18 protein-coding genes and 1 tRNA gene are annotated in these 22,767 nt (G+C 59.5%); 5 read left to right on the forward strand and 14 right to left on the reverse strand.

Annotated features, from left to right (window positions below; translation table 11 throughout):
* Positions 1-28: 28 nt before the first annotated feature.
* The 8 genes from rpoC to secE all read right to left on the reverse strand — a co-directional run bounded on the left by rpoC (position 29) and on the right by secE (position 11,982).
* On the reverse strand, positions 29-4,234 hold the full coding sequence (rpoC, locus tag I2G20_RS05375) for a DNA-directed RNA polymerase subunit beta' (protein WP_196258645.1): 4,206 nt from the start codon (positions 4,232-4,234) through the stop codon (positions 29-31).
* A 92-nt stretch (positions 4,235-4,326) separates the two neighbouring features.
* Positions 4,327-8,472, reverse strand: a complete 4,146-nt coding sequence (gene rpoB, locus I2G20_RS05380; RefSeq protein WP_196258646.1) for a DNA-directed RNA polymerase subunit beta — start codon at positions 8,470-8,472, stop codon at positions 4,327-4,329.
* A gap of 236 nt (positions 8,473-8,708) precedes the next feature.
* Positions 8,709-9,086, reverse strand: a complete 378-nt coding sequence (gene rplL / locus I2G20_RS05385; RefSeq protein ID WP_196258647.1) for a 50S ribosomal protein L7/L12 — start codon at positions 9,084-9,086, stop codon at positions 8,709-8,711.
* 64 nt (positions 9,087-9,150) lie between these two features.
* On the reverse strand, positions 9,151-9,666 hold the full coding sequence (gene rplJ / locus I2G20_RS05390; RefSeq protein ID WP_196258648.1) for a 50S ribosomal protein L10: 516 nt from the start codon (positions 9,664-9,666) through the stop codon (positions 9,151-9,153).
* Positions 9,667-9,993: 327 nt separating this feature from the next.
* A complete protein-coding gene (gene rplA, locus I2G20_RS05395) occupies positions 9,994-10,689 on the reverse strand; it encodes a 50S ribosomal protein L1 (RefSeq protein WP_196258649.1) in 696 nt (231 codons plus the stop codon).
* 5 nt (positions 10,690-10,694) lie between these two features.
* Positions 10,695-11,123 carry a 50S ribosomal protein L11 gene (rplK, locus tag I2G20_RS05400; RefSeq protein ID WP_196258650.1) on the reverse strand — a complete coding sequence of 143 codons (429 nt, stop codon included), beginning with the start codon at positions 11,121-11,123 and terminating at the stop codon, positions 10,695-10,697.
* Positions 11,124-11,222: 99 nt separating this feature from the next.
* Positions 11,223-11,753 (reverse strand): transcription termination/antitermination protein NusG, encoded by a 531-nt coding sequence (nusG, locus tag I2G20_RS05405; RefSeq protein WP_196258651.1) that lies wholly within the window; start codon positions 11,751-11,753, stop codon positions 11,223-11,225.
* Between the two features lie 34 nt (positions 11,754-11,787).
* Positions 11,788-11,982 (reverse strand): preprotein translocase subunit SecE, encoded by a 195-nt coding sequence (secE, locus tag I2G20_RS05410; RefSeq protein WP_196258652.1) that lies wholly within the window; start codon positions 11,980-11,982, stop codon positions 11,788-11,790.
* 350 nt (positions 11,983-12,332) lie between these two features.
* Here secE and aqpZ point away from each other — a divergent pair, with 350 nt between their 5' ends.
* Positions 12,333-13,031, forward strand: coding sequence for an aquaporin Z (gene aqpZ / locus I2G20_RS05415; protein ID WP_196258653.1), 699 nt, complete (start codon positions 12,333-12,335; stop codon positions 13,029-13,031).
* A gap of 22 nt (positions 13,032-13,053) precedes the next feature.
* Here aqpZ and I2G20_RS05420 read toward each other — a convergent pair whose 3' ends face one another.
* Positions 13,054-13,362: a hypothetical protein gene (locus I2G20_RS05420; RefSeq protein ID WP_196258654.1), complete on the reverse strand. Its 309-nt coding sequence runs from the start codon at positions 13,360-13,362 to the stop codon at positions 13,054-13,056.
* 159 nt (positions 13,363-13,521) lie between these two features.
* On the opposite strand from I2G20_RS05420, the gene I2G20_RS05425 reads away from it, so the two are divergent.
* The gene (locus I2G20_RS05425; protein WP_196258655.1) at positions 13,522-13,899 is read left to right on the forward strand and encodes a DUF2147 domain-containing protein; all 378 of its coding nucleotides are present in this window, start codon (positions 13,522-13,524) and stop codon (positions 13,897-13,899) included.
* A 52-nt stretch (positions 13,900-13,951) separates the two neighbouring features.
* Here I2G20_RS05425 and I2G20_RS05430 read toward each other — a convergent pair whose 3' ends face one another.
* The 5 genes from I2G20_RS05430 to I2G20_RS05450 all read right to left on the reverse strand — a co-directional run bounded on the left by I2G20_RS05430 (position 13,952) and on the right by I2G20_RS05450 (position 18,236).
* Complete coding sequence (locus tag I2G20_RS05430) at positions 13,952-14,158, reverse strand: cold-shock protein (RefSeq protein ID WP_196258656.1); 207 nt, start codon at positions 14,156-14,158, stop codon at positions 13,952-13,954.
* A 221-nt stretch (positions 14,159-14,379) separates the two neighbouring features.
* A tRNA-Trp gene (locus I2G20_RS05435) sits at positions 14,380-14,455 on the reverse strand.
* 155 nt (positions 14,456-14,610) lie between these two features.
* The gene (gene tuf / locus I2G20_RS05440) at positions 14,611-15,801 is read right to left on the reverse strand and encodes an elongation factor Tu (protein WP_196258640.1); all 1,191 of its coding nucleotides are present in this window, start codon (positions 15,799-15,801) and stop codon (positions 14,611-14,613) included.
* A 109-nt stretch (positions 15,802-15,910) separates the two neighbouring features.
* On the reverse strand, positions 15,911-17,140 hold the full coding sequence (locus I2G20_RS05445; protein ID WP_196258657.1) for a TadE/TadG family type IV pilus assembly protein: 1,230 nt from the start codon (positions 17,138-17,140) through the stop codon (positions 15,911-15,913).
* A gap of 115 nt (positions 17,141-17,255) precedes the next feature.
* Positions 17,256-18,236 carry a class 1 fructose-bisphosphatase gene (locus I2G20_RS05450; RefSeq protein WP_246472850.1) on the reverse strand — a complete coding sequence of 327 codons (981 nt, stop codon included), beginning with the start codon at positions 18,234-18,236 and terminating at the stop codon, positions 17,256-17,258.
* Positions 18,237-18,381: 145 nt separating this feature from the next.
* On the opposite strand from I2G20_RS05450, the gene I2G20_RS05455 reads away from it, so the two are divergent.
* The 3 genes from I2G20_RS05455 (at position 18,382) to I2G20_RS05465 (ending at position 22,765) form a co-directional block, all read left to right on the forward strand.
* Positions 18,382-20,208, forward strand: coding sequence for a sensor histidine kinase (locus I2G20_RS05455; protein WP_196258658.1), 1,827 nt, complete (start codon positions 18,382-18,384; stop codon positions 20,206-20,208).
* Positions 20,201-21,562: a sigma-54-dependent transcriptional regulator gene (locus tag I2G20_RS05460; protein WP_196258659.1), complete on the forward strand. Its 1,362-nt coding sequence runs from the start codon at positions 20,201-20,203 to the stop codon at positions 21,560-21,562. The genes I2G20_RS05455 and I2G20_RS05460 overlap by 8 nt, the downstream gene beginning before the upstream one ends.
* 243 nt (positions 21,563-21,805) lie before the next feature.
* The gene (locus I2G20_RS05465; RefSeq protein ID WP_196258660.1) at positions 21,806-22,765 is read left to right on the forward strand and encodes a TAXI family TRAP transporter solute-binding subunit; all 960 of its coding nucleotides are present in this window, start codon (positions 21,806-21,808) and stop codon (positions 22,763-22,765) included.
* Positions 22,766-22,767 lie beyond the last annotated feature (2 nt).

A 22,767-nucleotide genomic window follows, 5' to 3' on the forward strand; every position in this document is an offset into this window, starting at 1 on the left:
CTTCCCCATATTCGCAATTACGGCCAGCTTACTCCGCAGGCGCTTCCGGCACGGCTTCGGCGGGAGCCGAAGGGGCTGGGATCGCTACAGTCTCAGCCTGGCGGCGGCGCTCCTCAAGGATGAGGTCGTCCCGCTTGGTCGCGATCTGGCGGATGTTGGTGATGCGCGCACCGGTACCCGCCGGAATGAGGCGACCGACGATGACGTTCTCCTTGAGTCCTTCGAGCAGATCGGCCTTGCCGGAAACTGCTGCTTCCGTAAGGACGCGAGTAGTTTCCTGGAACGACGCTGCCGAAACGAAGGAGCGAGTCTGAAGCGACGCCTTGGTAATACCGAGGAGAACCGGAACAGCCTCCGCGGGTTTCTTGCCGTCCGCAACGAGTTGCTCGTTGAGTTCGTCGAAGTCGATCTTGTCGATCTGCTCTTCCTTGAGCAGACCCGAGTCACCGGCATCGGTGATTTCGACCTTCTGAAGCATTTGACGGACAATCACCTCGATGTGCTTGTCGTTGATCAACACGCCCTGCAGGCGATAGACCTCCTGGATCTCGTTCACGAGGTACTTGGCCAACTCCTCGACGCCCTTGATCGCAAGGATGTCGTGTGGGGCCGGGTTGCCGTCGAGAATATACTCGCCCCGCTCGATCGGATCGCCTTCCTGGAGATGGAATGGCTTGCCCTTCGGGATGAGATATTCAACCGGCTCAAGACTCTCGTCACTGGGCTCAATGATGATGCGGCGCTTGTTCTTGTAGTCGCGTCCGAAGCGGATCGTGCCATCGAGCTCTGCGATGATGGCGTGATCCTTGGGACGGCGGGCCTCGAACAGTTCGGCAACACGCGGCAGACCGCCGGTGATGTCCTTGGTCTTGGCACTTTCGAGCGGAATACGCGCCAGAACGTCACCCGGTGCCACGCGGGTCCCCGGTTCAACGGTGATAACCGCATCGACGCTGAGCAGATACCGCGCATCGGTCCCACGATCAGTCTTGAAGGACTGGCCCTTCGAACCAACCGCGATAGCCGGACGCAATCCGTCGCCACGCTGGGTCGCGCGCCAGTCGATGACGAGACGCTTGGTGAAACCGGTGGTCTCGTCGGTCTGCTCGGAGACCGAAGCCCCGTCCACGAGATCCTCGAAAATCACCTCGCCCTCGACTTCCGTAAGGATCGGGCGGGTATAGGGATCCCACTCGGCCAGACGCTGGCCGCGCTTGACCTGTTCGCCTTCCGCCACCCTCAGGCGCGCACCGTAGGCTACCTTGTGCGACGAGCGTTCCTTGCCGTCGGCATCCACGATGACGATCTGGACGTTGCGGCCCATGACGACGGTCTGCTTGTCGGAGTTGGTCGCGATGTTCTTGTTGCGGAAGGCGATCTTGCCCTCGGCACCAGCCTCGAGATACGAGTTGTCCACGACCTGCGCGGTCCCGCCGATATGGAAGGTGCGCATGGTAAGCTGGGTGCCCGGCTCACCGATCGACTGAGCGGCGATCACGCCAACAGCTTCACCCATGTTGACCGGCGTACCACGCGCAAGGTCACGGCCGTAGCAGACCGCACAGCAACCCTGGCGCACTTCGCAGGTCAGCGGCGAGCGGATGCGGACAGACTGGACCTTGGCGGCCTCGATCCGGTCCACATCGTTCTCATCCATGAGCGTGCCCTTGGCCACGATGACGTCATCGGTGCCCGGGACAACAACGTCATCGGCGGAAACGCGGCCAAGGATACGCTGGCCGAGCGTGGCCACCACCTGACCGGAGTCGACAATGGCCTCCATCGTCAGGCCGCGATCGGTACCGCAATCGTCCTCGGTGATGATCGCGTCCTGCGCCACGTCCACGAGACGGCGGGTCAGGTAACCCGAGTTCGCGGTCTTGAGTGCGGTGTCGGCCAGACCCTTACGGGCGCCGTGCGTCGAGTTGAAGTACTCGAGAACGGTAAGGCCTTCCTTGAAGTTCGAGATCACCGGAGTCTCGATGATTTCACCCGAGGGCTTGGCCATCAGGCCGCGCATCCCTGCAAGCTGCTTCATCTGGGCGACCGAACCACGGGCGCCCGAATGGCTCATCATGTAGACCGAGTTGATCTTCCTCTGGCGGCCGTTGTCATCCTTCTCGACAGCGGAAATACGCTTCATCATCTCATCGGCAACCTTGTCGCCGCACTTGGCCCAGGCGTCGACAACCTTGTTGTACTTCTCGCCATGGGTGATAAGGCCGTCATTGTACTGCTGCTCGAATTCCTCGACCAACCTGCGGGTTTCACCCACAATGGAAGCCTTGGTATCGGGGATCACCATGTCGTCCTTGCCGAACGAAATGCCCGCGCGGCAGGCCTGCTTGAACCCGAGATCCATGATCCGGTCGCAGAAGATGACTGTCTCCTTTTGGCCGCAAGCACGATAAACCGTGTCGATGACCTTGGAGATATTCTTCTTTGTCATCAACTGGTTGACCGTATCGAACGGCACGTCATTTGGCAGAATCTGCCCGAGGATCATACGGCCAGGGGTCGTCTCGACGATCTTGGTCGAAAGCGAGCCATCCTCGGCCTGGACGCGTACGCGACCCTTGATCTTCGTGTGCAGCGTGATCGACTTGTTTTCAAGCGCGTGCTCGATTTCCGACATCGACGCGAACGCCATGCCTTCACCGGGCTCGCCCTCGGCCATCAGTGAAACATAGTAGAGACCAAGAACGATGTCCTGGCTCGGCACAATGATGGGCTGGCCGTTGGCAGGGTGCAGGATGTTGTTGGTCGACATCATCAGCACACGAGCTTCAAGCTGCGCTTCGAGCGACAGAGGCACGTGAACCGCCATCTGGTCGCCGTCGAAGTCGGCGTTGAACGCGGCGCAGACCAGCGGATGAAGCTGGATGGCCTTGCCTTCGATCAGGATCGGCTCGAACGCCTGGATGCCCAGACGGTGCAGCGTGGGCGCACGGTTGAGAAGAACCGGGTGCTCACGGATCACCTCGTCGAGAATATCCCAGACCTCGGGACGTTCCTTCTCGACCAGCTTCTTTGCCTGCTTGACGGTCGAGCTGAGGCCCTTGGCGTCCAGACGCGAATAGATGAAGGGCTTGAAAAGTTCGAGCGCCATCTTCTTGGGCAGGCCGCACTGATGCAATTTGAGTTCGGGACCCACGGTGATCACCGAACGGCCCGAATAGTCGACGCGCTTGCCCAAGAGGTTCTGGCGGAACCGGCCCTGCTTGCCCTTGAGCATGTCCGAGAGCGACTTCAGCGGGCGCTTGTTTGCACCCGTAATGGTGCGACCGCGCCGGCCGTTGTCGAACAGCGCATCCACGGCTTCCTGGAGCATGCGCTTTTCGTTGCGGATGATGATATCCGGAGCACGCAGCTCAATCAGGCGCTTTAGGCGGTTGTTACGATTGATGACGCGGCGATAAAGATCGTTGAGATCGGAGGTCGCAAACCGACCGCCGTCGAGCGGAACCAGCGGGCGCAACTCGGGCGGAATGACCGGAATGACCGTCATGATCATCCATTCGGGCTTGTTCCCCGAAACGATGAACTGCTCGACGATCTTCAAGCGCTTCGCGAGCTTTTTCGGCTTAAGTTCCGTCGTCGACTCAGCAATTTCCACGCGCAGATCGGCGGCGAGCTTTTCGAGATCGAGCGCAGTCAGCATCTCGCGCACCGCCTCTGCACCGATCATGGCGGTGAAGGCGTCAGGGCCAAAATTGTCCTGAGCGTCGAGGTATTCTTCTTCGGTGATGAGTTGGTACTGCGTGAACGGGGTCAAGCCCGGCTCGATCACCACGTAGTTCTCGAAATAAAGAATGCGCTCGACATCTTTGAGCGTCATGTCGAGAAGCTGCGAAATGCGGGACGGCAGCGACTTCAGGAACCAGATATGCGCAACCGGCGCAGCCAGTTCGATATGGCCCATGCGCTCGCGGCGGACGCGTGAAAGCGTGACTTCCACGCCGCACTTCTCGCAGATGACACCCTTGAACTTCATGCGCTTGTACTTTCCGCACAGGCACTCATAGTCCTTGGTCGGGCCGAAAATACGTGCGCAGAACAGGCCGTCACGCTCGGGCTTGAACGTGCGGTAATTGATGGTCTCCGGCTTCTTGATCTCGCCGTACGACCACGAAAGGATCTTCTCAGGGCTCGCGATGTTGATCTTGATCTGATCGAAAGACGGCGCACTGGCCTGCGAGTTGAACGGATCCATGACGTGCTGATGATGATTCATCTTTGGTCTCCTTGAGCCCTGGGCGATGCAGCAGAAATTCAGCGCACCGCCCGTTTCGGGCAAAGCATCGGTTCAGTGGGAAGCGCGGCGGATTATTCCGCCGCGTCCGCAGGAGGCGCGAGTTCGGGTTCTCCCGAAGGCTCCTCATCATTGGCGATTTCGATGTCGGTCAATTCGACATTGAGACCCAGCGACCGGATTTCCTTAACGAGAACGTTGAAGCTCTCGGGGATGCCCGCTTCGAAGGTGTCGTCACCACGCACGATCGCTTCGTAGACCTTTGTACGGCCAGCCACGTCGTCCGACTTGACGGTCAGCATTTCCTGCAAGGTGTAGGCGGCGCCATAGGCTTCGAGGGCCCACACCTCCATCTCGCCGAAACGCTGGCCACCGAACTGGGCCTTACCGCCGAGCGGCTGCTGGGTAACGAGGCTGTATGGACCGATCGAACGCGCGTGGATCTTGTCGTCCACCAGGTGATGCAGCTTGAGCATGTAAATATAGCCCACCGTCACCGACCGGTCGAAGGCTTCGCCTGTACGACCGTCGTAGAGCGTGGATTGGCCGGATGCGTCGAGCCCCGCCCTTTCGAGCAGTTCAACGATATCGGCCTCTTTCGCTCCGTCGAACACCGGCGTGGCAATCGAGACGCCCTTCGAAATCTGCTGGCCGAGACGGGCGATGCCGTCATCGTCGAGATCGGATACGAAATCGTCCCCCTCGTAGAGCGCAGAGATTTCCTTTTTGAGCGGCGTGATATCCTTGCTCTCGCGATAGGCCTGCATCATGGCATCGACTTTCCGACCCAGTCCCCGAGCGGCCCACCCCAGGTGGGTCTCGAGAATCTGGCCCACATTCATGCGTGAGGGCACGCCGAGCGGGTTGAGAACGATGTCCACATGCGTGCCGTCTTCGAGGAACGGCATGTCCTCGACCGGCATGATGCGCGAAATGACGCCCTTGTTGCCGTGGCGGCCAGCCATCTTGTCACCCGACTGGACCTTGCGCTTGGTCGCAACGAAGACCTTGACCATCTTCATCACGCCCGGCGGAAGCTCGTCACCGCGCTGGAGCTTGTCGACCTTGTCGATGAAACGCTGCTCGAGCAGGCGACGGCTTTCGTCGTACTGCGCCTGCAGGGCCTCGATCTCGGCCATCAGCTTGTCGTCTTCAACCGCGAACTGCCACCACTTGGACCGCGCATGGGCCTCGAAGATGGAGTCGTTGAGTTTGGTACCCGCGACATAGCCCTTCGGACCGGAGGTGGCAGCCTTGCCAAACAGCATTTCCTTGAGACGCGCATAGACGTTGCGGTCGAGGATCGACTGCTCGTCGTCGCGGTCCTTGGCCAGACGCTCGATTTCCTCGCGCTCGATCGCCATCGCGCGCTCGTCCTTATCGATGCCGTGGCGGTTAAACACACGCACCTCGACCACGATGCCGCCATCTCCCGGAGGAACCCGGAGCGACGTATCGCGAACATCGGAGGCTTTCTCGCCGAAGATGGCGCGCAGGAGCTTTTCTTCCGGCGTCATCGGGCTTTCGCCCTTGGGCGTGATCTTGCCGACCAGAATGTCGCCCGCCTGCACCTCGGCACCGATATGAACGATGCCCGCTTCGTCGAGGTTCTTCAGAGCCTCTTCAGAAACGTTGGGGATGTCGCGGGTGATTTCTTCCGGGCCGAGCTTGGTATCACGGGCCATCACTTCATATTCCTCGATGTGGATCGAGGTGAAGACGTCGTCCTGCACGATCTTTTCGGACAGCAGGATAGAGTCCTCGAAGTTGTAACCGTTCCAGGGCATGAACGCGACGAGCACGTTGCGGCCCAGAGCCAGGTCGCCGAGATCGGTCGAGGGACCGTCCGCCACGATGTCGCCAGCCTGAACGTGGTCGCCCACGACAACCAGCGGACGCTGGTTGATGCAGGTCGACTGGTTCGAGCGCTGGAACTTCATGAGGTTGTAGATATCGACGCCGGACTTGGACGGATCGGTTTCTTCCGTCGCCCGGATGACGATACGGGTGGCGTCCACCTGATCGACGATACCGGTGCGGCGGGCAACGATTGCCGCCCCAGAGTCGCGTGCTACGACCGATTCCATGCCAGTGCCCACGAAGGGCGCTTCGGCACGCAGAAGCGGCACGGCCTGGCGCTGCATGTTCGAGCCCATGAGCGCGCGGTTCGCGTCGTCGTTCTCGAGGAACGGAATGAGAGAAGCGGCCACCGAAACGAGTTGCTTGGGCGAAACGTCCATCAGGTCGATGGACTCTTTCGGCGTCAGCATCACTTCGCCGGAGTGACGGGCAACGACGAGATCGTTCACGAACTCGCCCTTCTCGTTCACTGTGGCATTGGCCTGCGCAACGTAGTGCTTGGCCTCTTCCATCGCCGAGAGATAAACGACGTCATCGGTGACCTTGCCGTCCACGACCTTGCGGTACGGGGTCTCGATAAAGCCGTACTTGTTGACGCGTGCGAAAGTCGCCAGCGAGTTGATAAGGCCGATGTTGGGCCCTTCCGGCGTTTCAATCGGACAGATACGGCCATAGTGCGTCGGATGCACGTCGCGGACTTCGAAACCCGCCCGTTCGCGGGTAAGACCACCCGGGCCAAGCGCCGAGAGGCGGCGCTTATGGGTGATTTCCGAAAGCGGGTTGGTCTGGTCCATGAACTGGCTGAGCTGGGACGACCCGAAGAACTCGCGTACAGCAGCCGCAGCCGGCTTTGCGTTGATGAGATCCTGGGGCATGACCGTGTCGATTTCGACCGAGGACATACGCTCCTTGATCGCGCGCTCCATGCGAAGCAGCCCGAGACGATAGTGGTTCTCCATCAACTCGCCGACCGAACGCACACGGCGGTTGCCGAGGTTGTCGATGTCGTCGATCTCGCCCTTGCCATCACGAAGTTCGACGAGCGTACGAACGACCTCCACAATATCTTCCTTGCGGAGCACGCGCATGGTGTCGGGCGCATCGAGGTCCAGCCGCATATTCATCTTGACGCGACCGACCGCAGAAAGGTCATAGCGCTCGGGATCGAAGAAAAGCGAATTGAACATCGCTTCTGCTGTTTCGATGGTGGGCGGCTCACCCGGGCGCATCACGCGGTAGATGTCGAACAGCGCGTCTTCGCGGCTTTCGTTCTTGTCCACAGCCAGCGTGTTGCGGATGTAAGGACCGACATTGACGTGATCGATGTCGAGAATGGGAAGCTCGGTGAAGCCCTTTTCAGCAAGCAGGGCGAGGTTCTTCTCGTCCAGCTCGTCGCCAGCCTCAACGAAAATCTCGCCGGATGAAAGATCGACGAGATCCTGTGCGACATACATGCCGTAAAGGTCTTCATCGGTCACCAACAGGTGCGTTACGCCCTTCTCGGCCAGCTTCTTTGCCGCACGTGCGGTCAAGCGAACGCCACCCTCATGCACAATGTCGCCAGTATCGGCGTCGACCAGGTCGAAGACCGGCTTGGTGCCCTTGAGCTTGTCGGCGTCGAACGGCTTGCGCCAGCCCTTCTCGCTCCGTGCATAGGTCTGGGTATTGTAGTAGGTTTCCAGGATTTCCTCGGCGTCAAGGCCCAGGGCCTTGAGCAGCGAAGTGACCGGGATCTTGCGGCGGCGGTCGATACGCGCATAAACCACGTCCTTGGCGTCGAATTCGATATCGAGCCAGGAGCCGCGATAGGGAATGATACGCGCAGCGAACAGCAGCTTGCCCGAAGAGTGGGTCTTGCCCTTGTCGTGATCAAAGAACACGCCGGGCGAACGGTGCATCTGGGAAACGATGACGCGCTCGGTACCATTAACGATGAAGGTGCCGTTCGACGTCATGAACGGCATGTCGCCCATATAGACGTCCTGCTCCTTGATGTCCTTGACGGACTTCGCGCCGGTGTCCTCATCGACCTCGAACACGATCAGGCGCAGCGTCACCTTGAGCGGCGCCGCGAAGGTCATGTCGCGCTGGCGGCATTCCTCGACGTCGTATTTGGGCTGCTCGAATTCGTAGCGCACGAATTCAAGGCTTGCAGTTCCGGCAAAATCGGTGATCGGGAACACCGACCGGAATACCGTCTGCAGGCCTTCATCGGCGCGACCGCCCTGAGGCTCGTCAACCATCAGGAACTGGTCGTAGGAAGCCTTCTGAACCTCGATCAGGTTCGGCATCTCGGTGACTTCGCGGATGGAACCGAAGGACTTGCGCACCTTGCGGCGCCCGTTGAACGTGGTAGCCATATACCCGTTTCCTCTCGTCTCGAATGTCTTCCGAGGCAGCTGTTCAAAGGATCGACTATCAGCCGTCGGTCCTCTGAACAGATGCCCTTGCAGAACTCATCTATGCACTATGGTCCGCAACTACGCCCTGCCCTTTGCGGGTGGCGTCCGCACCAAAAAAGCTGCTGCCCTTTTGAAACGGGAAAAGGGATGGCCCGAAAAAGGGCCATCCCAGATGTCGTGTTCTGTCAGTCGAACTACTTGAGCTCGACCTTGGCGCCGGCTGCTTCGAGCTTTGCCTTGACGTCTTCGGCTTCAGCCTTGCTGACGCCTTCCTTGACAGGCTTCGGAGCACCTTCGACGAGGTCCTTGGCTTCCTTGAGGCCGAGACCCGTGATGGCACGGACTTCCTTGATGACGTTGATCTTCTGATCGCCGGCCGAAGCCAGGATCACGTCAAATTCGGTCTGCTCTTCAGCAGGAGCCGCTGCAGCAGCGCCGCCGCCGACAGCAGCAACAGCCACAGGAGCGGCTGCAGAGACGCCCCACTTTTCTTCGAGCATCTTGGAAAGCTCGGAGGCTTCCAGAACGGTCAGTGCGGACAATTCGTCCACAAGCTTGGCGAGATCAGCCATTTCAGTACCCTTTTTTCTAAGGTTCTAGGTTTCAGTTTGAACCGTGGATTTGGTCGCGACGCCTTTAAGCAGCGCCCTTTTCCGAATATGCGGAGATGACCCGTGCGACCTGGCCGCCCGGCGCCTGCAGGACTGCTGCGATCTTGGCCGCAGGCTGCGTGAGCAGGCCGGCGATCTTTGCACGCAATTCGTCCAGCGAAGGCAGATCGGCCAGTGCCTTGACGCTGTTGGCGTCTAGTACGGTCGAACCCATTGCGCCGCCGAGAATTACGAACTTCGCGTTCTTATCGGCAAACGTCTTGGCGACTTTCGGCGCCGTAATGGGGTCTTCCGAATAGGCAAGAACCGTCGGACCGGTAAGAATGTCCGAGAAATCCGCTATTTCGGTTTCTTTAAGAGCGAGCTTGGCAAGGCGGTTCTTTGCGACCTTTACCTGCCCACCGGCCTGCTTCATCTGCCTGCGAAGGCTTTCGAATTCAGAGACCGACAGACCGGCATAGTGAGCGACGACAACCGCGCCCGAGCCGGCAAATGCCTGCTGGAGCGAGGAGACGACCTCAGCTTTTTCCGCTCTATCCACTGCTACTCTCCACGTTTAGCCCCCATCCCGAACGGATAGGAACCGTTGCAAATTGCCGCCCCGCGGACGGGACAGCGGTGCAGTGCCTGTAAACCGGTTTCGGGGCGAGCCCCTTGGCCAGTCCGGTTCAAACCAAAACGAGACGGCGCTCATCGCCTTCAAATCTCGTACCGGTCATCACCCCATCTATTGGTGGCCACCGGGAGCTCCCGGCATTTCGGATGATCCGCTGATCACCACCACGCAGTCTCGGACAGGACTTGAGCCATCGGGCCGAAGCCCTTTGGCACCCCGGGCGGCCGGAACCGCCCGGAATTCATTATCTCGTCAGTTGAGGACCGACGAGGGATCGACATGGACGCCGGCGCCCATGGTCGAGGAAACTGCGACGCGCTTGACGTAGGTACCCTTGGCGCCAGCAGGCTTTGCCTTGGTAACCGCATCCGCAAGCGCCTTGATGTTCTCGATGAGCTGGACTTCGCTGAACGAGGCCTTGCCCACACCAGCATGAATGATGCCGGCCTTTTCGACGCGGAACTCGACAGCGCCACCCTTGGCCGCCTTGACCGCACCGGCAACGTCCGGGGTAACGGTTCCGACCTTGGGATTCGGCATCAGGTTCCGCGGGCCGAGAATCTTGCCGAGACGGCCAACGAGAGGCATCATGTCCGGGGTCGCAATGCAGCGATCGAAATTGATGTTGCCCTTCTGGATTTCCTCGGCGAGATCGTCTGCACCAACAATGTCGGCACCGGCAGCCTTGGCTTCCTCAGCCTTGGCGTCCTTGGCAAAAACCGCCACGCGGACGGTCTTGCCCGTGCCGTTGGGGAGATTCACGACACCGCGGACCATCTGGTCGGCGTGGCGCGGATCGACACCCAGGTTCAGAGCGACTTCGACGGTCTCGTCGAACTTTGCGACCGCGCGCTCCTTGACCAGCTTGATGGCTTCATCAACGGGATAAAGCTTCTTGCGGTCAATGCCTTCGCGAATCTGCTTCGTGCGCTTTCCAAGATTTGCCATTGCCCTTAACCCTCAACCTGCAGGCCCATCGAACGGGCGGAACCGGCAACCATGCTCATTGCGGCTTCGATATTGTCCGCATTGAGGTCCTTCATCTTCTTTTCCGCGATCTCGCGCACCTGGGCCTGAGTCAGCTTGCCCGCGCTGTCGTGGCCCGGCTTCTTGGAACCGGACTTGAGATTGATCGCCTTCTTGATGAAGTAGGTGACCGGCGGCAGCTTCATCTCGAAGGTGAAGCTCTTGTCCGCAAATGCGGTGATGACGACCGGGATCGGAGCGTTCTTTTCCATCTCCTGCGTGGCCGCGTTGAAGGCCTTGCAGAATTCCATGATGTTGAGACCGCGCTGGCCGAGGGCTGGACCGATCGGGGGCGACGGCGTCGCGGCACCGGCAGGCACCTGCAACTTGATATAGCCTATAATCTTCTTTGCCATTTCTATCTCCTGTCAGCGCTCACGATTGAGCGAGTAGAACACTGTGGTGCGAGGCTTGCCCGGCGCTGGCATACGCCGTCCTCTCCCACAGGTTTGGGGTCAGACCTTTTCGACCTGACCGTATTCGAGCTCCACCGGAGTGGGGCGCCCGAAAATCGAAACTTCCACCTTGAGGCGCGCGCGCTCCTCGTCGACTTCCTCGACGACGCCGGAAAAGCTCGCGAACGGGCCGTCCGAAACGCGAACGTTCTCGCCAATTTCGAAGCTGACCGACGGCTTGGGGCGATCGACGCCCTCCTGCACCTGCTGCAGAATGGACATCGCCTCACGCTCGGAGATCGGCTGCGGCTTGTTGTCCGCGCCCAGGAACCCCGTCACCTTCGGCGTGTTCTTGATGAGATGGAACGTCTCGTCGGTCAGCTCCATCTTTACAAGCACATAACCAGGGAAGAACTTGCGCTCGGCATCGACCTTACGGCCCCGGCGCACCTCGGTAACCTTTTCGGTCGGAACCAGAACATCGTCAAACAGATGGTCAAGCCCGTTGGAAGCCACCTTACCTTTGATGTCTTCCGCAACCTTGCGCTCGAAGTTCGAGTACGCCTGAACAATATACCAGCGTTTGGCCATTACGCGTTTCGCTCCCGATCCCGACTTGCTGCAACTAGCGAATGGAAAGAACCAGACCCACAAAGAACTGGATGATCTGATCGGCAAGCAGGAAGAACACGCTTGCAAATACTACCATGACCAGCACCATGACGGTCGATATCAGCGTCTCGTTGCGGGTGGGCCAGACGACCTTGGCGATCTCGGACCGCACCTGCTGGATAAACGTAAAGGGATTAGTCCGGGCCATATACCGCTCGATACCTGATGTCAAATTTTGGGCTTAAGTCCATAAGCAATTGCCGCGCGAGTCGGGTCGCACGGCCAAGAAAGGCTTATCTAGACGCTCAACGTGTCCAAAGCAAGACCCCATCGGATGTTTTTTGCCAACCCGGGCGGCCCTGGCCAGGCCCTGACCGGTGCTGTTGTCGCAAATCCTGCCCCCCACCCAGGACAATCCGCGAAATTGCTGCAGCAAAGCTCATAAAACCCTCGGCACCGAAAACGATCCCTCGGCACGAGTTGTCAAATGCAGTATTTTTCTTCTGCTGATTCTCGCTGGATGTTGAACAACTATTTGATGATTATTGGGGAAATCACATGACACATACTAAAAAACTTGCAGCCGAAGCAGCCGGAACATTCTGGCTGGTCTTCGGTGGTGTAGGCAGTGCCGTTCTGGCCGCTGGCTTTCCCGAACTGGGTATCGGTTTTCTGGGCGTATCGCTAGCTTTCGGCCTGACGGTGCTCACGGGGGCCTACGCTCTCGGTCCTATTTCCGGCGGTCATTTCAATCCTGCCGTTTCACTCGGGCTGGCTATGGCCGGACGGTTCGGCTGGCGGGAGCTGCCGTTTTACTGGGTCGCTCAGGTAATCGGCGGCATCATGGGCGCAGCCGTTCTATTCGTGATCGCCTCCGGCGCTCCGGGCTTTGCGGCTGGTGGATTTGGCGCCAATGGCTATGACGCGCTTTCACCGGGTGGCTATTCCATGCTGGCGGTTCTTGTCGCCGAAATCGTGCTCACGGCGGTTTTCCTGATCGTTATTCTCGGCGCCACCGTCAAATCCGCACCGCTCGGTTTCGCACCGATTGCCATCGGGATGGCGCTGACCCTGATCCATCTGATCTCGATTCCGGTCAGCAATACTTCGGTAAACCCTGCCCGCTCCCTGGCTTCCGCAATCTTCGCCCAGACCGGAGCGCTGAGCCAGGTCTGGCTCTTCTGGGTCGCTCCACTGATCGGCGCCGCGCTCGGTTCACTTATCTGGAAATACCTCCTCGCCACCCGCGACGACTAGTTTGCTCCCGACCGGAGGGGCATTACACCTGGTCGTTGTAGTGCCCCTTGGTCTCTCCCACGAGTTTGGCAAGCTCGGTAAAGCCGCGCACGCCTCCGTCCTCGGCCTTGCGATTGGCAAGCGCGAGAAAACGCATGGGAAAGACCACCGCATCGCGATTTGCCGGGTGAAGATCCTCGACGAGCCGTTCCTCTCCAAGAACAACCTGTTCGACCTGCACGAGCGCGGTATCGATTTCCTCCCGCGTGAGCAGTCCCTTGGCGACAAGCGTTTCGTTGATGGCCGCAACGGCGAGATAGAGTCCCTGCAACTGCAGATTGGCGACGTTCATTTCGGCTCCTCCCAGATATGACCCCTGGCACCTAGCATGACCGCGAACATCGCCCAGGTCCAGACTTGATCCTTGGGTTAAGAGCGCGCGAACGGAGGCAACCTTTTGCAATTGCGCACGTTAGCCAGCCAACTTCTCACTGTACCGGATAGGTGAAATATGCGTATCGCAATCGCGCTGCTAATCGCAGCTACAACTTTGACGCCCGCGCTCGCACAAGAGGCATCGCCCGAAGGCGTGTGGCAGGATGACTGGGGCACCACCCTCGAAATTTCATTCTGCGGTGAAGATGCCACTCAGTTGTGCGCCGTACTGCTGGACGTGCAGGGCGAGTCCCGTACGGAAGAAAACCTTGCTTACGTGAATCAGCAGATCATGCAGGCGGATATGGTCGCCGAGAACCAGTGGCAGGGCACTGTCATATTCGAAGGCAATGAAGCTGAGGGCACGCTCACCCACGTCGCCGCCGATTCCATCGAAATCCGCGGCTGCCGGGCGCTGATTTTCTGCGAAACGCTTGCGTTCCAGCGAGTTTAGTACCGCCCCGCTCACGGCAAAAAAGGGCCGCCCGAAGGCGGCCCTTTAAAAATTAGACCGTCTGCAGGTTGGTTGCAGACACGCGACCGTCACGGCCCTTTTCGAGCTCGTAAGTGACAGCCTGTCCCTCGTTCAGGGTAGAAAGGCCCGAGCGCTCTACGGCGCTGATGTGCACGAACGCATCTTGGCCGCCCTGATCGGGCTGGATGAAGCCGAAGCCCTTGGTGCTGTTGAAGAACTTTACTTTGCCGGTGATCATTGAAACACCCTTTCATTGAGATTACTCGCGGGCGGTATGCGCGCAAGCCGATGCGTGCCAAGTGCCCGCATCTAAACGTTCAGCAATTCGGGGTATCCAAGTAACCGGTCAAGCCGGCAGATCAGGTAGCCAAGTGCATCTCACGTATGCGCGTACCCTACGAGCCATTTGCGTCCAAAGCAAGGCCTCGCTTCATTCCGGCATATCATTTGATAAGAAAATGGCAGGGGCGGAGGGACTCGAACCCCCGGCCCTCGGTTTTGGAGACCGATGCTCTACCAACTGAGCTACACCCCTGCAGCGCTTTAAGACAGCGCAAATGTGGGTCCATTTGGGACCGAGGCATGATCTAGTCGAGTTGGATTTAGAGCGCAAGCCTCTCATGCGGCTTTCAGCCAAAAAGAAAAGGGCGGCCTGCAGACCGCCCTTTGTCAAATCCGGTTGATCGCCCGTTACTCGACGATTTTGGAGACAACGCCGGCGCCGACGGTGCGGCCGCCTTCGCGGATGGCGAAGCGGAGCTTTTCTTCCATCGCGATCGGCACGATCAGCTCGACATTCATCTCGACATTGTCGCCAGGCATCACCATCTCGACGCCTTCCTTGAGCGTCACGACACCCGTCACGTCCGTCGTCCGGAAGTAGAACTGCGGACGGTAGTTCGTGAAGAACGGGGTATGACGACCGCCCTCTTCCTTGGTCAGGATGTAGGCTTCGGCAACGAACTTGGTGTGCGGGGTCACAGAACCGGGCTTGCACAGAACCTGCCCGCGCTCGACCTGGCTGCGGTCGATGCCGCGAACCAGCGCGCCGATATTGTCGCCAGCTTCACCCGAATCGAGCAGCTTGCGGAACATCTCAACGCCCGTCACCGTCGTCTTCTGCGTCGGCTTGATGCCAACGATCTCGACTTCGTCGCCAACCTTGACAATGCCGCGCTCGACGCGACCGGTCACAACCGTACCGCGGCCCGAGATCGAGAACACGTCCTCGACAGGCATCAGGAAGGGCTGGTCCTTGGGACGCTCAGGCTGCGGGATGTAGTCGTCAACCGTCTCCATCAGCGCCAGAACCGCATCGCGCCCGATCTCGGGACGCTTGTCCTCAAGCGCCATCAGCGCAGAACCCTTGGTGATCGGAATGTCGTCGCCAGGGAATTCATAAGAAGAAAGAAGCTCGCGCACTTCGAGCTCGACAAGCTCCAGAAGCTCCTCGTCATCGACCTGGTCGACCTTGTTCAGGAACACAACAAGCGCCGGAACGCCAACCTGGCGCGCCAGAAGAATGTGCTCGCGCGTCTGCGGCATCGGGCCGTCGGCAGCCGAAACCACAAGGATCGCCCCATCCATCTGCGCCGCACCCGTGATCATGTTCTTGACATAGTCAGCGTGACCCGGGCAGTCCACATGCGCATAGTGGCGCTTGGCCGTCTCGTACTCAACGTGCGAGGTCGAAATCGTGATCCCGCGTGCCTTTTCCTCAGGCGCCTTGTCGATGTTGTCGTACGACGTGTACGTCGCACCGCCAGTCTCAGCCAAAACCTTCGTGATCGCCGCAGTCAATGACGTCTTGCCATGGTCAACGTGACCAATCGTGCCAATGTTGCAGTGCGGCTTCGTACGTGCAAACTTTTCCTTGCCCATCGCTCACAACCATAAAAGAGAGTTAGAACTGCGGGGCCGTTTACCCGCTTGGGCAACGATAAACAAGTGGTTTTTCACGAAGCGGCTACAGGGCGCCATACGCCCTGCCTCACCCCACGAGTCGCGCGTTGCGCTCACCCACCTGCCGCTCTTCAGGACATTTGATGACCACGCGGATATCGTCATAGCTGCGGTCGGTCCAGGCGTAATGCTGCCAGCCCGCTTGAGAACCGGGAACACCCGGAGGACGGTCCTCCCAACCGTAATAGATATACTTTCCGGGGCTGCAGTCGGCGTTGGCCTTTTGGGGAATCCGGTTCGAGCCTTCGGGAATAATTCCGCCCTCGCTGATCGGCCTGCACTGCTCGATGCTGTCGCAGATGATCGTCTCGAGCATATCCACCTGCTGGCCGGTGCCGGGGTGAATCAGACCATTATAGGTCTCGGGCTGCCCGGCAATAATGACCGTGTCGGTATAATAGTTGAACCGACCGGTATGCCCGTCCCCGCCATTGTTCGGCCCGGCACCCGAATCCCAATATTGCGGCAGCGTGCGCGAGAAGCGGACATTCTCGAGCCGGTAGCTCATATAAGAGCCCGATGGGCAGCGTGGCATGAGATAATGGTACTGCCGCGGATTGCCATTGACCTGTCGCCAGATACCCTTTTCCCGTCCATCGAGGCCGTAGGTATAATCCTCTATCACCTGCTCGTATTCGCTACGCAGATGGTTATCTTGGTTGATATCTGTGACATGAAACTGAGTTTTTCCGTTTGGATCGTCATTCCCGGAATTGTCGGCTATGGGAACCATCTGGGTCCGCACTGGCCGTTCCGGGTCGTTCAACCCCACGCGGTCGGGCCAATAGCAGTAGAGCCACAAGCGGTTATAGTCGCCGGCATCGGGATTGAGATCGGAGAACACAGGCGCTTCGTAGATATATTCGGGCTCGATCAGACGCGCGATTGCCGCCACAACCACCAATTGTGTATCCGGAATCCCCGGAATGAGTTTCATGAACGCCAGTGGCACGTCGGCGTTTGCCGTGACACGAAAGTCATCGGCGTTTATCCATTCGCCCTGGACGTCGATATTTCGCGCCCAATCGCCGTTGTACTGGTTGCCGACTTCGCCCAACATCGCAAGCCGCCACTGCCCTTGCGGCGCATTTGGCGCCAGAGCGTGGATCGCGGCGGCATCGGCCTGAGCCTGCAGGAAATCCTTCACATGGATAAGGCGGATATAATCGACCGCCCAGCCCACGAGGGCGATGAACGGTACCGCCATCAAGGCGAATATGAGCGCGACCGCACCGTCATCGCGTCGCAGAAATCCCATAAGCGTGTCCCCCGAGGACTTCAGTCGCAGGAGATCACACAATATCGAAGCGAATTTTCGGTAAACTTAAGCCATTTCAGAAAATTGCGGTGGCCGAATTTGCAGTCCGCACCGATCAGGAAGAAGCATAATACGATACAGCACGCTCTACTTCCTCCCGAGATCCCATAATGACCCCGATTCGCTGATGCAGGTGATCCGGCACGACATCCAGAATGCGTTGTGCGCCCGTGGAAGAAGCGCCGCCCGCAGCTTCTACGATCATGCTCATCGGATTGGCCTCATAAAGCAGCCTCAGCCTGCCGCCTTTGGCTCGGGTGCCTTCGTCTTCAGGATATAAAAAAATCCCGCCCCGACAAAGGATACGGTGAAGGTCTGCAACCATCGCCGCGCACCACCGCATATTGTAGCTCTTGCCCAACGGACCGTTCTTGCCGGCAAGACAATCGTCGATATAGCGCCGTGTCGGGGCATACCATTGCTCGCGCCGCGAGGCATTGATAGCAAATTCGGACGTCTCCGGAGGGATCCGCACATTGCCGTCGACCACCACGAACTCTGCCTCCGCTTCATCGAGGCCGAACACGGCGACCGATTTCCCGGTGGTCAAAACCATCACCGTTGCCGGTCCGTAAAGCATATAACCAGCCGCCACCTGCCGATTGCCCGACTGCAGCACATCCGCAGCGACGACGCTCCTCGATTTGCCGACATCAAGGACAGAAAATATCGAGCCGACAGCGCCGTTCACGTCGAGATTGGACGAGCCGTCGAGGGGGTCGAAGACAAGGGCATATCGCGCATCCACGGGTGCATCCGCCACGAGAACAACATCGTCGAGTTCCTCTGAAACCATCGCCGCAAGAACGCTACTTGCCGCACCGCGACGAAGGAAAATCTCGTTAGAAACCACATCGAGCCGCTTTTGCGCTTCGCCCTGTACGTTGACATTGCCCGCAACCCCGGAATCGCCGCTTAGGGCCGCCATACGCAGGGCGACCGATATCTCAATGGCGCAATCGGCAACCGATTTGAACACGTCTCCCAATGCGTGCGGCATCGACATGGCGGCAATCCAGCGTTCGAGCGTCTGCATGGTGATAAGTAGCTCCCAGCGTTTGCAAAGCCTCTTCATGGACATGCCAACTGCGCAATGTCGAGAGCGACGATAGTCCAATCCGGGCGCCGGGGACGCATAACGGCTAGGCAATCCGTCCTCCCGCAGCTAGGCTGCCCGTCGGATGAGGAGACAAGCTGTCAAATACGCCCTCAGGGGCGTCCTGATCGCGCTGGCCGTTGCCGGAAGCGCGACGATGGCGCGTGCCATCTGGGAGACCACTGCCCTCGATGCCGCGCGGGCTACCGGCGAAACGCGCGCCAGCCTTGTCGCGGAAGCCATCAGCAACGCCATTGGCCAGAACGAGCATTTCCCCCTGGTAATGGCGCTCGATCCTGACGTGCAGGCGGCCTTGGCCAATCCCGGCGATCCTGTCCTTGCCGGTTTCCTCAACCGCAAGCTCGAAATGATAACTGCTGCCAGCAGTCCTGCTGCGCTCTATGTCATGAAACGCGACGGCACGACGCTCTCATCCTCCAACTGGAACAGCGAAGATAGTTTCGTGGGCCAGAACTATAGCTTCCGTTCCTATTTCACCGAAGCGATGGCAACGGGCAAAGGTTCATATTTCGGCATTGGCGCCACGACGGGCCGTGCGGGCTATTTCGTCTCACGCGCGGTTGGCGCGAACCCCGTTCTCGGCGTGGCCATTGCCAAGATCGAGTTCTACGATCTGGAAGCGACTTGGGAGCGCTCTTCCGAGCACATCATGGTTGCCGACAGTAGCGGCATCGTCTTTCTCGCCAGTCTTCCCGATTGGAAATACCGGACATTCGAACCTCTCGATGAAATCGCCGTGACGCGGATTGAACAGACCCGCCAATTTGCCGGTCGCGCAATTGAAGCGCTTGAACTTGAACAACGGGGAGCCGGTCCGGATCATATCTGGATCGCCGGCTTGCCCGAAAACAGGACTTATCTGCGCCAGACAGCCGCCATCCCCGAACTTGGTTGGACCGTGCTCCAGTTGTCCGACCTGCAGGGCGTTGCTGACGCCGGTCGCGACGGTATGGTGATCGGGGGAACGGGTGCGGCACTGCTGGTTGCTATACTGTTCTACCTTGCCCAGCGCCAGCACTCCTATCGCACCGAACGCCGCGCTCGTGAGGAGCTCGAAATCCGCGTGGCCGAGCGTACCAGTGAATTGAGCGAAGCCAACGCTATGCTCCATCAGGAGGTCGAGGAGCGCCGCCGCGCCGAACAGGAACTGCGCGCCACCCAGCACGATCTGGTGCAAGCCGGCAAGCTGGCCGCCCTTGGGCAAATGTCGGCTGCCATCGCCCATGAAATCAATCAACCCCTCACAGCAATGCGCACCTATATCGCGACCACCCGCATCTTTGCGCCCCTCGGCGATCCGCAACCCGTTCTCGACAATCTCGACAAGGTGGACGGCCTTGCCCAGCGCATGGGGCGCATTACCTCGCATCTCAAATCCTTCGCCCGCAAGGAAGGCATGGGAGCGCCCGAACTTGTTTCGGTTGACTGGGCGATCCTCCGGGCGGTCGATCTCGCCGAGGTGCAGGCGCGCGCCCTCGACGTCGCTTTCGATGTAGATATCCTCCCGACCTGGACGATGGGAAACGAAGTCCGCCTCGAACAAGTCATCCTCAACCTCGTCCGCAACGCGCTCGACGCTGTTGCGGAAACAGAAATGCCGTGTGTCCGGATAGCCGTCGTCCAAGAGGCAGGATTGGTAAGGATTTCGGTCCGCGACAACGGTCCCGGCTTCACCCCCGAAGTGCTGGAAACGCTTTTCGATCCCTTCGTAACCACCAAACCCTCCGGGGCGGGGCTAGGGCTCGGCCTCACTATCTCGTCAGAGATCGTGCGCGATTTTGGCGGCACCATCTCCGCCCGCAACCACCCTCAAGGCGGGGCGGAACTCACGGTTGAGCTCAAGTCGGAAGCAGCGCCGGCGATCAAGGAGGGAGTTCGCACCAATGCTTGAACGAAAAGCGGTCTTCATCGACGACGAACCCGCCATGCGGGAGGCGATAAGCCAATGGCTTGCGGTCGCAGGATATGAGGTGATGGCTTTCGCCGAAGCCGAAAAGGCCGCAGCCGCCATCGACCACCGCTTCGAAGGCATCGTCATCACCGACCTGCGCATGCCGCGCATGAACGGGCTTGAGCTTCTGCGCCGCATCCTTGCGGTCGACCCCGATATACCGGTGATCCTGATGACCGGCCAGGGTGATATCGACAGCGCCGTGGCGGCAATGCGCATGGGCGCTTACGATTTCATGGAAAAGCCGTTCGATCCCGAGCGCCTTGCCGAAGCGGTGAAGCGTGCCAGCGAAAAGCGACAGCTGGTGATGGAAAACCGGCGGCTCCAGAATGCCCTGCCTGGCGACGCGTTGCGCAACCGCATTCTCGGTACGTCCCGCGCCATCGAGCGGCTGCGCGAAGACATCGCGGAGCTGGCTGCAACCGAGGTATCGGTTATTCTTTACGGTGAGACCGGTGCCGGCAAAGATCTTGTCGCGCGCTGTCTCCATGACCTCGGCCGGCGTGCGAAAGGCCATTACGTCGCCGTCAACTGCACCGCCATCCCCGAAACGATGGTCGAGAGCGAAATGTTCGGCCATGAGGCCGGTGCGTTCACTGGCGCGACGGCGCGGCGGGCGGGCAAGATCGAGTACGCCAGCGGTGGTACACTGTTTCTGGACGAAATCGAATCCATGCCGCTAGCCATGCAGGCCAAGCTTCTACGCGTCCTGCAGGAGAAAAGCGTCGAACGGCTTGGATCGAACACGCTAATTCCCATTGATCTGCGCACCGTCGCCGCTGCCAAGAGCGATCTGCGCGCCGCGAGCGAGAAAGGAAGCTTCAGATCCGACCTCTATTTCCGCCTGTCGGTCGTGGAACTCCATATTCCCCCCTTGCGCGAGCGCCGGGAGGACATACCGCTGCTTTTCGAATTCTTTGCCTCTCGCGCCGCACGGGAGCACAATCGCGACCGACCGCCGATCTCTACATCCGCCATGGACGAACTGATCCACTACCAATGGCCTGGAAATGTTCGTGAATTACGCAATGTTGCCGAACGCCATGCTCTTGGCTTCGGCGTGTCGATCCTGCCCCAAGGGCATGCAACATCGACAGCACTGCTCGATGCCCTGCCGCTCACCCAACAGATGGAAGCCTTCGAGCGCCGGATCATAGAACGTGCGCTGGCCGATAGCGGGGGCCGAATATCCGACGTCATCGAGCGGCTGGGCGTGCCTCGCCGGACGCTCAACGAAAAAATGGCCAGACTTGGCATTGTCCGGCCAGCACCTGTCGACGCAGATCGGCAATAATCCGCCGACATCGGTCGTCTCGCGGGCAGGATTTTGCCTATTACGCTTGAACTGTCTAATCCATCCGTAACAATAAATTCTTGAAATTAATATGTTTTCCGCAACCTTGGAATATTGGCATAGCCTTTGCAGTTCGCTTACCGCCCGACGGGCTTTCTTGTGGAGCAGGTCGAGGAGCCTGCGAAACGCAAACTAGACAATTGGCTCGTGCCGGTTCCCGGCGCGCCAGTTTGGGAGGAAAAAATGAAACTTCTACCAGCGTGCGCCGTTGCCGGCGCGCTTGCCCTCACCGCACCCGCCTTCGGCCAGATGCAGCTTTCCATCGCCACGGGCGGTACCGGAGGAGCGTATTACCCGATCGGCGGCGGCCTGGCCGAATTGATAGGCCAGCACATCGACGGCTACGCGGCGGTTGCCGAAGTCACCGGCGCCTCGGTCGAGAACATGGCACTGATCCATAACGGCGGGGCAGACTTCGCCATTGCACTGGGCGATACGGTCTATCAGGCATATACGGGTACCGGCGCATTTGAAGTCGGCAAGGTGGATGCTCTCGCCCTCGCGGCGCTTTATCCCAATGCCGTCCAGATCGTCGTTCCCGCCGAATCCGACATCCAGTCTTTGTCCGACCTGCGCGGAAAGCGCGTTTCGGTCGGCGCCCCCGGCTCGGGCACCGAGATCAACGCCCAGGCCATCCTGCACGGCAACGGCATGAGCTATGAGGACCTTGCCTCTGCTCAGCGCCTCAACTTCAACGAAACTGCCGACGCCATTCGCGACGGCGACATCGACGCCGGTATCTGGAGCGTCGGCCCCCCGACGGGTTCGATCATCTCGCTGGCCGCCACCCGGTCGATCCGGCTGATCCCATTGACCACGGAAGAGATCGCCAATGCCAAGGAGCTTGAACCGATCTTTGCCGACTATACGCTGCCTGAAGGCATCTATGACGGCACGGCCCAGACCGCGACCGTCGGCATCCCCAACGCGCTCGTCGTTCCCGGCGACATGGACGATGACCTCGCCTATCAGGTGACAAAACTCCTCTTTGAGGAAGTGGAGTATTTGCGCTCGATTCACCCGGCGACCAACGACACGACGATTGAGTTCAGTCTCGGTGCCAGCCCGATCCCCCTCCATCCCGGCGCGATCCGTTACTATGAGGAAGTCGGCGCGACCGTGCCCGATCGCTTGCGCCCCTAGGG

The sequence above is a fragment of the Pelagibacterium limicola genome (genome assembly GCF_015694405.1).
Lineage (GTDB): Bacteria > Pseudomonadota > Alphaproteobacteria > Rhizobiales > Devosiaceae > Pelagibacterium > Pelagibacterium limicola.